Source organism: Pyrinomonas sp., from assembly GCF_040289685.1.
Classification (GTDB): domain Bacteria; phylum Acidobacteriota; class Blastocatellia; order Pyrinomonadales; family Pyrinomonadaceae; genus Pyrinomonas.
In genome coordinates this window covers 1-10,388 of record NZ_PSLQ01000088.1, presented here as the reverse complement: position 1 = coordinate 10,388, position 10,388 = coordinate 1, and the positions used below count along the sequence as shown (strand labels likewise).

General features: G+C 60.5%; 7 protein-coding genes. All 7 read left to right on the top strand.

Annotated features, from left to right (window positions below; all coding sequences use genetic code 11):
• Nucleotides 1–119: 119 nt before the first annotated feature.
• Nucleotides 120–959: a TrmH family RNA methyltransferase gene (locus C4334_RS13725; RefSeq protein ID WP_352432658.1), complete on the top strand. Its 840-nt coding sequence runs from the start codon at nucleotides 120–122 to the stop codon at nucleotides 957–959.
• A gap of 623 nt (nucleotides 960–1,582) precedes the next feature.
• The gene (locus C4334_RS13720) at nucleotides 1,583–2,431 is read left to right on the top strand and encodes an FHA domain-containing protein (protein ID WP_352432657.1); all 849 of its coding nucleotides are present in this window, start codon (nucleotides 1,583–1,585) and stop codon (nucleotides 2,429–2,431) included.
• 306 nt (nucleotides 2,432–2,737) lie between these two features.
• A complete protein-coding gene (locus tag C4334_RS13715) occupies nucleotides 2,738–4,621 on the top strand; it encodes a penicillin-binding transpeptidase domain-containing protein (RefSeq protein WP_352432656.1) in 1,884 nt (627 codons plus the stop codon).
• A 163-nt stretch (nucleotides 4,622–4,784) separates the two neighbouring features.
• Entirely contained in the window at nucleotides 4,785–6,473 is a 1,689-nt protein-coding gene (locus tag C4334_RS13710; protein ID WP_352432655.1) for an FtsW/RodA/SpoVE family cell cycle protein, read from the top strand.
• The gene (locus C4334_RS13705; protein WP_352432654.1) at nucleotides 6,470–7,885 is read left to right on the top strand and encodes a Stp1/IreP family PP2C-type Ser/Thr phosphatase; all 1,416 of its coding nucleotides are present in this window, start codon (nucleotides 6,470–6,472) and stop codon (nucleotides 7,883–7,885) included. The genes C4334_RS13710 and C4334_RS13705 overlap by 4 nt, the downstream gene beginning before the upstream one ends.
• 29 nt (nucleotides 7,886–7,914) lie before the next feature.
• On the top strand, nucleotides 7,915–9,444 hold the full coding sequence (locus tag C4334_RS13700) for a protein kinase domain-containing protein (RefSeq protein WP_352432653.1): 1,530 nt from the start codon (nucleotides 7,915–7,917) through the stop codon (nucleotides 9,442–9,444).
• Nucleotides 9,445–9,484: 40 nt separating this feature from the next.
• Complete coding sequence (locus tag C4334_RS13695; RefSeq protein ID WP_352432652.1) at nucleotides 9,485–10,327, top strand: FhaA domain-containing protein; 843 nt, start codon at nucleotides 9,485–9,487, stop codon at nucleotides 10,325–10,327.
• Nucleotides 10,328–10,388 lie beyond the last annotated feature (61 nt).

The window sequence follows — 10,388 nt, the reverse complement described above, 5'->3', positions numbered from 1 at the left end:
CTCGCGTCCATTCCTTTGGGGATGCCCCTCAATTTATTGAGGGGAGGACGTCACATCTGCGACCGCTCGCCAGATGATGGACGTTGAACTCGCTTGAGTTCGCATTTAAACTTCGGCAGATGAGGATCGTTCGCCTGACGAGCCGCAGCAACGAGACGGTGAAAAGAGCGCGTGCCGTGCGCGATGGGCGAGAGCGCGGTTCCATTTTCATAGAAGGCGTGCGCCTATGCGAAGAGGCGATTCGTTCCGGCCTCGACATCGAGGAGCTTTTGATCGCCGATTCTCTTTCGGATGATCCCAAGGTCAAACTGATAGCCGAAGCTTTGGGGAGCAAAGCGCAGCGCCTATGTCTTTTGAGCGATGAGCTGCTCGCTTCTGTCTCAAACACGAAGACGCCGCAAGGCATCATCCTGCTCGCCCGTCGTCCGGCCACCGACCGCGCTTCTTTCGAGCATCGCCTCGTCGCAAGGGCGGAGACTCCGTTTCTAATCATTCTTCACAAAATCAACAATCCGTCCAACGCCGGGGCTATTTTACGCACGAGCGAAGCGGCGGGCGCCACTGGCGTCATCGCCACTTCCGGCACGACCGATCTTTTCTCAGCCAAAGCGCTGCGTGGCGCGATGGGCTCGGCCTTTCGCCTGCCCATCTGGACCGGCATGATGCTGCCAGAAGCCATCGAGTGGTGCGCAAAACGCCAGATTCGCACCTTTGCGACCCATTTAGGAGCCGAGAAGAGTTACACCGAAATAAACTGGCGCACGCCGTTTGCGGTCGTTTTCGGGGCAGAAGCGAGCGGATTGAAGAGCGATGAAGTGTGCATAGCGGACGAAACGGTCAAGATCCCAATGCACCCACCGGTTGAAAGCCTCAACGTCGCCGTCGCCGCCGGCATCATCCTCTACGAAGCCGTGCGCCAGCGTTCCGGGACCCTTTGCGCTCGAGATCATGAAGCTTAGCCGCGCTGCGTGCCTGACGCAGACTGATCGGCGGAGTTCAAAACTCTCACCCGAACGTTTGATCCGCTCCAAAGACCTCGACTTCGAGGGAAAAAGAGGAGACGAGCATGAAACTTCATAGGCTGTTTCTCTGAGATTTCGCTCTTCCTCGATCATGCTGGCCCACACATCGGCGGCTCCGATGAAAAATCAATCAACCCGAAGATTTCTCTTGCGAAATGACGTATTCGGAAGAAGAGGCCGAGTCATGCCGATACGCAAACGTGAACATCGGCTGCAACGATGGATCGGCTTGCAGTACGACCATCTCCACTCGTGAAGATGGACAAGGCAAAGCCAAGGTTGCGTTTGTCTACGCTTGCGATCGATCCCGCGCGGTCGTGCTGAAGCACATGCGAGGATTGAAAGAGGGAGACGCGGTAAAAGTTTCTTGAATCTCAGGATCGTTGTATGACATCGTTGCCGCCGCGAGCCGCGCTGCTGGCGGCCTCTTTTTCTCTCTCCTCGCGCTCCCGCCCCTGCGTCGAAACCCAAGACGTTCATTCTGCTTCGCAGGGGGCAACTCCCCTTGCTTCTCTCCGCCCCAAGCGTTCAGCTAAAATGGCTGTTGCGCGATCGGAATTATGGCCTTGACGAACGAAGCGAAAAAAGATGTTGAAAAAGGTTCTCGTGCGCGGCGCGATGAGACGTTGGTGGAACGTCTGCTCCATCGCGCGCTGGAGAGCTTGGGGCGAGCGGTGGACCGTCGCTTCGGGCTTGCGCCCGAAACATCGAACCAAATGACGACCTCGCTTTTGATCGAGCGCATGCGCCGCCTGATCGATGAGCGCATCATCGAAGACGAGCGCCGCGGGCGCATCGCTCCGCACCTCATGAAGCTCAAGATCGAATGGGGCACGCACACGAACGCGCCCGAAGAAGCGCTTGAAGAACTGAAGCATGAAGTGCTCGCCGCGGCCATCGATCACATCAACGATCAGCGGTTGCGCACTTTCGCTCCAGTGCGCGTTGAGGTCGCCGCTGATATCTTCACAACCGGCATTAACGTTGACCCTTCTTTCGGGGAGTTCGAGGAAGAGGCGCGCCGCATCCGAGAGGGGGGAGATGAAACGCCGTCCGAACTGCAAAGGGAGATCGCGCTGGTCGTCGAAATACGCTCGCCCGAGGGCGGGCAAAGGGCGTCGCTGCGAGTTGTTCCCGGTGGCAAACGCATCGCCATCGGGCGCGCCGCCGACAACGATCTTTGCTTGCGCCACCAGAGCGTCTCCAAAATCCACGCCACGATGGCGATGACGCGCGAAGGCAGCTTGCTTCTTTCCGACGCCGGTTCGACCAATGGAACATACATCAACGGGCGGCGTATTGCTTACGGCGAGGCGCGCCTTTTGCAGGATGGCGATGTAGTCAATTTCGGTGAAGTGGAAGTGCGCTTTCGGCGTGTTGAAGAGGCGAAGAGGACGGGGCAAGGATGAACCGCGACGGGCTTTTCGCAACTTTGGTTTGGTCTTTCAAAGATGCCTGATCGGCGGCGGCACACCGAAGCGAACGACGATGCGCATCTTTCGCAATCAGAGCGCAACCGAACGGATACGCAAAATACGGTTCGCATCGGAGCGAACGGCGATGGGCACCTTTTGCAACCTTGGCTCTTCCCGCGCGGCGCGGGCCGATTCGGCGAAGAGCGACTCGAATGCAAGACCCGATACGCGACTCCCTTGCCGGTTCGCAATCGGCATCCTACCAGAGATAAAGAGCAAAGCGAGAGGCGGACGTAACTCATGTTGCTGCTCCTGATCCCGGAGAAGTTGCCAGCGCTTTTGAGCTTGATCTACATCGGCGGCTTGGGGCTGGTTGCGTTGCTGCTCCTCGTCGCTTTCGTTCGATACCGAACGAGAATCAAGCGCGATCCGTTGGTTGCCGTGGCACCAGAAGATCTGCCCGAAGAAGTGCGCAAGCGTCTAAGCGCGATGGCGACCAACCGCGGCGTGCGCGCTTTTCGCTTGGCCTTCACGCTGCTCGTCCTCACCGTCTTCGGCTTTCACGTCTATTGGGCGCTATATGCCGCCGAGACCAACGAGAAATTTCAAGCTCTGAGCTACAAGGACTTGCGCAATCGGCGGCTGGCCGAATCGACGTTGCGCGGTTGGATTTTGGACCGTTCCGGCCAACTGGACCGGGCGTTGGCGCTTTATCGTCGGGATGAGCGCGGGCGGATCGTGCGCGAGTATCCGCTGGACCAAGCAACGGTTCATCTGCTGGGCACGGATCGCGGCGATCCCGGCCTCGAACGCGCGCTCTTCGGCGTGGAAAGCGGCGCGCTGCCGCAAGCTTTAGACGTCGTCCTCGAACGCAATCTGCGTCAGCCTGCGACGCTCGACGTTCGTTTGACCATCGACCGCGAGCTGCAGAAAGCCGCCGTCGAACAACTGCGCGGTCGTCACGGCGCGGTCGTCATTCTCAATCCGCAGACGGGCGAAGTGCTTGCCATGTACAGCAACCCGTCCTACAGCGTCAAGGACGCGCAGGATGAGACGACGTGGATCAGGCTTGACGCCGACAAACGCGATAGTCCGCTCGTCAATCGCGCGCTCAGCTTCTATTACATTCCCGGTTCGACCTTCAAAACCGTGACCATGCTCGCGGCCTACCGCGCCGGCATGCAGGATGCCGAGTTCGTCTGCAGCGGCAACGGCTACTACGCGCAACCGGGCGCGCGCGTTATCTACGACGATGGCGGACCGGGCGAGGTCCACGGCAGAATTGGCATGGCGCGCGCTTATGAAGTCTCTTGCAACCAATACTTCGCTCAACTCGCCGTCAAGCTCGGAGCGCAAAGGATGCGTGACGCAGCACGCGCCCTCGGCATCGGCGCTTACGACACGTCGGATGATGCGCTGCGCGGGCGCAAACAGCCCGAAATATGGAACGCGAGCACATCAGCGGTGGCGCGCGCGCTCGCCCCACGCGAGGCGACCATTGTCGCCGCCGATCGCATGCGCCCCTACGACCTCGCGCTCGTCGGATTCGGACAAGGTTACGCCGGGCAGATGACGCCTTTCGAAATGGCGCTCGTTGCAGCAGCCATTGCTAACGTCGAGGGCAAGTTGATGAAACCGAAAATAGAGCTCGACCGTCCGCCGGAAGCGTTCGCCCAAGTCGCGACGCCGCAGCAGGCGGCTGAGATGCGCGCTATCATGGGACGCGTGACCATGGGCACAGAGGGGACGGCGCGTCGGATCTTCGCGCCGCTCACGGCTGCGGGCATCACCACGGGCGGCAAAACCGGCACCGCGCAGAAAGAAGTGCCCGTTTATGACCCGAAGACGGGCGAACCCGTAACCGTCAAGAAGTACGAGCGCGACCGCACGGGCCGCATCATTCGCGAATACGAGCAGGTGCTGATCTCACCCGAGAAGAGGATCGATAGCTGGTTCCTGTGCATCGCGCCGCTCGAACGCCCGCAGATCGCCATGGCCGTTATCATCGAAGGCGGCGGCTATGGCGCGCGCGCTGCGGCTCCGGTGGCCGCCGCGCTTGTCGAAAAGGCGCGCGAACTCGGCCTGCTTGGCCTTCCGCCGCAAGAGAAAGGGGTGCCGAGCAAAGACCAACCGCAAGCCAAGAAGGCTCGACGCGCACGCGCCGAAAGCCGCGCTCGCAGATGAGAGCGGTAAAGGCTTGAACAGGGGAATCGGACTCGATCACGTGGCGCAGTTGCCCGCTCCACTCGAAAATGAGGTTGCGAGAAAGGACGTCCGGCTCTGGAACGAACGGTTTTACGCGGCAGAACTGGAAGCTCTTCAGGCGAACTGACGATCGGATGCAAACATGATCAAAAACCGGGCCTCGTCACATCTTTTGATCCTGCTTTTGATCGTCGCCTTCGAGGCGATCGGCTACTACACCGTTTATCGCGCAGCGTTGCTGCGCGGATATGAGCCGTCCGTGGCAAGCGGCGTGCGCGACCTGCTGCTCTTCGTGCCGCTCATCTTTCTGCTTCTCTGGCTCTCGCGCGCGATGCGTTACGCTGGGCAGTGGACGCTCTACACAGCAGCCACCGCTCTGTTTGCCATCGGCATGGTGGTCCAGTATCGTCTCTACAATGATCCCGAGTACGGCGCGCGCAACAAAGCCGAGGCGCGCGCGCAGAAGATGGTGACGATGCGCGAGCGCTACATCGCCCACTTCTACGACGCCGAGAAGAAGAAGCTGCTCGGCCTTCCGCCCGACATCACTGAAGAGCAGATCATTTCGCGTCCCACACGTCGCTCAAGCATCGCCTTCTCCAACGTTCTGACGTCGAGCTACACGTGGGTGCCGATCTTCGCCTTTTTCGCTTTCGCTCTCGCCTTTCGGCTCTTCGCCGACGAGCGAGTGCTCGGTTGGGTTCAACGCAACAGCTTCTCCATCGTGCTTTTGACGCTCGTTCCGCTGGCGGCGGCGGTAGCCACGTCTGAAGCCGGCAAGGCTTTGGGCAACATGACGCCATGGGAGCCGTCGAAGATCCCCTTCCTGCTCGGTTTCGCTGGGGTCTTGGCCGCCTACTACCGAAACCTCGCGCAGACCTACTGGGGCTTGCCGCGCGCACGCGACGTCGTGCCGCTCGTCGCCATGGCGATCATCCCCTTCATTCCCTTCTTCGCCTTGAAAGATTTCGGCCAGATGCTCGTCTTCAGCGGCGCGTATGCGACGCTCTATCTCATCGCCGTGCGGCGCTGGCCGCAAATCCTCGTCTTCGTCGGTTCGGTTCTGCTGGCGGCGGCGATCCTCGTTGTCGGCGCGCTGCCGCGCGACGTGCAAGAGCGCGTGCCGCTGCTTTCAGCGCTAGCCCAACCGGTCCAAACCGTTTTGCCGGATCGCATCAAGCAACGTTTCCATCTCTGGCTCGACGGCTTCGATCCGCCGTCGCCGGAGACTTCTTGGTGGAAGCGCGACTACCAAGAAGCGCTCGCCGAAAATCCGCGCATGCGCGAACTGGCTGAGCAAAGCCCGGCAATGCAACGCACGGTCAACGTCGACATCTGGTTTGATCGGTTAGCTTTTCAACCGGCGCAGGCGCTCTTCGGCATCGCGTCCGGCAAAACAACGGGGCGCGGCCTCGGGCTTGGCTTTTCGGAGGTCATCCCGGTGGCCGACTCCGATTACATCTACGCTGCCATCGGCGAGGAGTTCGGACTTATCGGCGGGGCAGTGGTTCTGACCTTGCTCGCCATCTTCGTCAATGCCGGCATCAAAACGGCCACCGAAGCGCGCGATATGTTCACCAAACTCTGCGCTGCAGGGCTGACGGTTTTCATCGGGCTGCAGGCGATCGTCAACATCGGCGGAATCACACGCGCTTTGCCGATGACCGGCATTACGCTCCCGTTCGTCAGCCACGGCGGTTTCAGCTTGATCACCAGTTTCGCCATGCTCGGCATGTTGATGGCTTTTTCGCACCGCAACGCGCGTGAAGCAGCGACGTTGCCGCAACTCGTCAAACGCGAAGAGGCTCCGGTGCTGGAGGCGGTTCAATGAAGCAAGAGGCGACGTTGTTGGTGGAAGCGGCAGCGATCACCGATCGCGGACTGAGCGAGAAACGACCCGTCAATGAAGATTCTTACCTTGTCGATGTGGAGAACCGCATCTTCGTTGTGGCCGATGGCGTCGGCGGCGCACAGGCGGGTGAAGTGGCGTCGCGGATGGCGGTGGAGACGCTTGCTGAAGCTTTTCGTCACAAGCACCTTGATGAGGACGTCGAAGAGCTGATGGAGATCGCCATCCAGCGTGCCAACGACCGCATCTATCGCCTGTCGCAAGAAAACCCCAGCATCGAGATGATGGCGACCACCATCGTCGCGCTTCATCTCGATGGTCGTCGGGCGACCATCGGCCACGTCGGCGATTCGCGCCTTTATCGGTTGACGCCTGATGGCAAGCTCCACCGCGAAACCGAAGACCATACGGTGGTCGAAGAGGAAGTGCGGGCAGGCAGGATGACCGCCGAGGAGGCGGCGATGCATCCTGCGCGCAACGTGATCAATCGCGCGCTCGGCGCCGAAACGCTGGTCGAGGTCGATACGCGCGCCCTTGAGGTCGAGGACGGCACGACTTTCCTTCTCTGTTCCGATGGCATCACGCGCCATATCTCGGACGAAGAGATCCGTCGCTTGCTGCTGCAAGCTGACGACCTTCGAGCGACCTGCGAACAGATGAAACGCCTGTGCTATGAACGCGGCGCTGAAGATAACCTCACGGCGGTGATCGTGCGCATCGGCGCGCGACATGAAGAAGAGACGGTCGTGCGTCCCGGTCGCTTCGCGCCGGAGCAATCGTCGCGCCCACGCATTAGCACCATCGCCGTTCCCGTTGACGATGCTCGTTCCGCAAAGCCTCGACGTCGAGAAGAGGCGAAATCCGGCGCGTTCACCAAGATCCTTCGCGCCTTGGGGCTGCTGCTCCTTTTCGGCCTCGTCGCCGGAGCCGCCTTTTACGCTGGGATGAATTACGAACAACAACGCGCGGCGCGCCCTGAAACGCAGGCGACGCCCACGCCCGAGATCAACGCACGTGAACTCGAATACGAACGCCAAAAGCGTGAGATAGACCACGCGCCGCGCGCGATGCTCAACCGCATGACGCAAGCGACCGCAGGCGAACCGCTCGCCTCGACAGATCCCGAGTTCCTCTATCTGTTCGGGCGCGCCGCGCTGCTGGCAGGCGAGCACCAGCAAGCGGCGGAAGCTTTTCGTCGTGCCATCGCGTTGCTTGAAGAGAACAAAGACGAAGGCACACGCTCCCTGCAGATCGAGACGCGCCTTTTGGCGGCAGCAGCCGCCCTTCGTTCGCGCGATCCGGCAGCGATCGAAGAGGCGTCGCGCGCGCTCGATCAGACCTTGCAGAGCTTGAATCAGAAGGATTTTGCCCCGACGCCCGCCCTTTCACCCTGATGGGGACGGTGTGGCAAACCGGAAAAGAGATGAGCGAATTGAAACTGGAAAATTGCCGACTCGACAACCGTTTCGACATCCTCCGGTGCTTGGGTCGCGGAAGCTACGCTGAGATCTTCGTCGCGCGCGTGGTGTCGCCAAGCGACCATCTGCCGCCGATGGTCGTCATCAAAGCCCTTAACACGAACCTTCAAGGGGAGCCGGATGCCGAACTGGAACGGACCTTGATCGAAAACTTTCAGAACGAAGCGAAAGCTCTTGACCGCGTGCGCCATCCGAACATCATCAGCTGCCTGGGGCGCGGGACGGCGCTCGACCTCGACGACCGCCTCTTTCACTACCTCGTCCTCGAATACCTGCCCGGCGGCGATCTCGCCAAACTCTGCAACAACCGCCCGTTGCCGCTCAACCAAGCGCTTTTTTATCTCGAACAGGTTTGTCGCGGTTTGAGCCACGCCCACGCGCGTGGCGTCATCCATCGCGACATCAAACCGCAAAACCTTTTGCTCACCGAAGATCGCCGCACAGTGAAGATCGCCGATTTCGGCGTGGCCAAGATCAAACTGATCGAAACGCAAGAAGGCATCATCACCAAAGTCGGCACCGAAATCTATGCCGCACCCGAACATCATCCGGCCAGCGATACTACGCCGCTCGATGCGTTGTCGCGCGCAACGCGCGAGCACTTGACGCCCGCCGCCGACGTCTATTCGCTCGCCAAGACGACCTTCATGCTGCTCGCTGGACGCGCACCGCGCGAGTTCGCCCGTCGCCCTGTCACGCGATTTCCATCGGAGATCGCATGCGAGAGGTGGGCGCCCGCCGTGCTGCGCGTTTTGGAACGCGCAACGCAAAACGACCCCGAACTGAGGTACCAAACGGTGGCCGAGTTCTGGCGCGAATTGCAAGCAGCGGTGCAGGAGGCTCAAGTCGAAGACCTAGAGAACGCCCCGACCAAACTGCTAGTCAAAGATGAAGAGACAGTGGTCGCCAAGCCGCGCGCCGAACGGATCGAAATCGCCCGAAGCGCTGAACAACGGCCCGAAGAGATTGGGCCTAAACATCCGACTGGACGCCATCTCGATCCTTCACGCATCATCGTTCCGATCGCTGGCTCGATCGAACAAGGATCAGCGCAAGAAGCGACGCTACAAGATGGGGGCGCTTCCGCCGCCGCCCCTTCCAACCATTTTGCAGCGCGCCGCCGCCCGCTGCGTTGGCTCGCGACAGCGGCGTTTATTTCGTGCTTTGTCTTTCTGCTCTACGCGACACATAATTATGTAAGCAGCCTGCGCCAAGGGCGAACGGCGACGGCGACCGCCGAGAACCCTTCGCCAATCGGACGGCAGTTAGTCGCGACGACCGATGTCAACCTGCGTTCGGGGCCGAGTGCGAGCTACCCGCGCGTGGGGCTGGCCGAGCGCGGTTCGGTCGTGCGCGTTCTGGACGCGCGCAACAACTGGCTTGAAGTGGTCATCGTCGAGCACGGTCGCCCGAAAGAAGACCCCGCCTCGCTGGATCGCGGGTGGGTCAACGCCATCTATTTCGATCCGAAGTGAGATCAAGCTGACCTGAAGAATGGTGCGAGGTGAAAGAGCCGTGGGATTACTCGAATCGATCAGACGCTGGATCGACGGAATAGACGCAGACGATCCGCTCGCTGAAGTTGATGAGCAGAAGAAACCGCGTCGCGTGTGGGAGGAGTTCTTCGTGCGCATCGCGCGCGAGGTCGAAGCCGTAATGCAACGCGAGATGATTACGCCGCCCGGCGGACCAACCTTCCTTCCACGCGAATACATCGTCTTTTTGAGCAACGAGGACGACAAGGAGTGGCGTGGAGACAAGCGACGCGCTCTCGAACAAGGTTTGCGCCACATCCTATCGGAACGCGCGCGCGAGTTGAGCGGGAAGACGCAACTAGCGAACAAGTCTTTCGTCATTGAACTGCGCGTTGATGGCACGCTTAACAAAGGCGAGTTTCGCGTGCAGCCTGTCTGGGAAGAGAGCGAGACGGGTTCGACCACTGTCACGCCGCGTCCCCTCCAAGAAGCGCCGACAGCGCGTGATGATTCGACGGTCGCTGAAGGCGAGGCGACTGTGGTTCGCAAACGTCCCGTGGAACTCTACTCCATCGAGATTTGGCGCGATGGAGTGCGCCAGAAAGTGGTCCCGATCAGCAAACCGGAGATCACCATCGGACGCGGCTCTCGCTCGGTCACGGTCGATCTTCCGATCACTGGCGACCCGGAGATCAGCCGCTTACACGCTGTGCTCGCGCGCGACGACAAAGGGCGATTTTGGCTCACGCACAAGGGGCGTAACCCAACGCTGGTGAACGGGCGCGAAGTGGCGCGCGATGAACCGACGCCGATATCGCTGGAGGACAAGATCGAGATCTGTAGCTACACTTTGCGGATCCAGTCGAAGCCTTTCGATCGTTGATGACGGCGAACCAATGGCCGTTCGTCCGCCCGAAAGCTCTTTCCAGATGGTTGACCGCTCT

Coding starts and splice junctions, on each gene's coding strand:
- C4334_RS13705 (WP_352432654.1), top strand. CDS start 6,470: ATGAAGCAAGAGGCGACGTTGTTGGTGGAAGCGGCAGCGATCACCGAT.
- C4334_RS13710 (WP_352432655.1), top strand. CDS start 4,785: ATGATCAAAAACCGGGCCTCGTCACATCTTTTGATCCTGCTTTTGATC.
- C4334_RS13725 (WP_352432658.1), top strand. CDS start 120: ATGAGGATCGTTCGCCTGACGAGCCGCAGCAACGAGACGGTGAAAAGA.
- C4334_RS13720 (WP_352432657.1), top strand. CDS start 1,583: ATGGCCTTGACGAACGAAGCGAAAAAAGATGTTGAAAAAGGTTCTCGT.
- C4334_RS13715 (WP_352432656.1), top strand. CDS start 2,738: ATGTTGCTGCTCCTGATCCCGGAGAAGTTGCCAGCGCTTTTGAGCTTG.
- C4334_RS13700 (WP_352432653.1), top strand. CDS start 7,915: ATGAGCGAATTGAAACTGGAAAATTGCCGACTCGACAACCGTTTCGAC.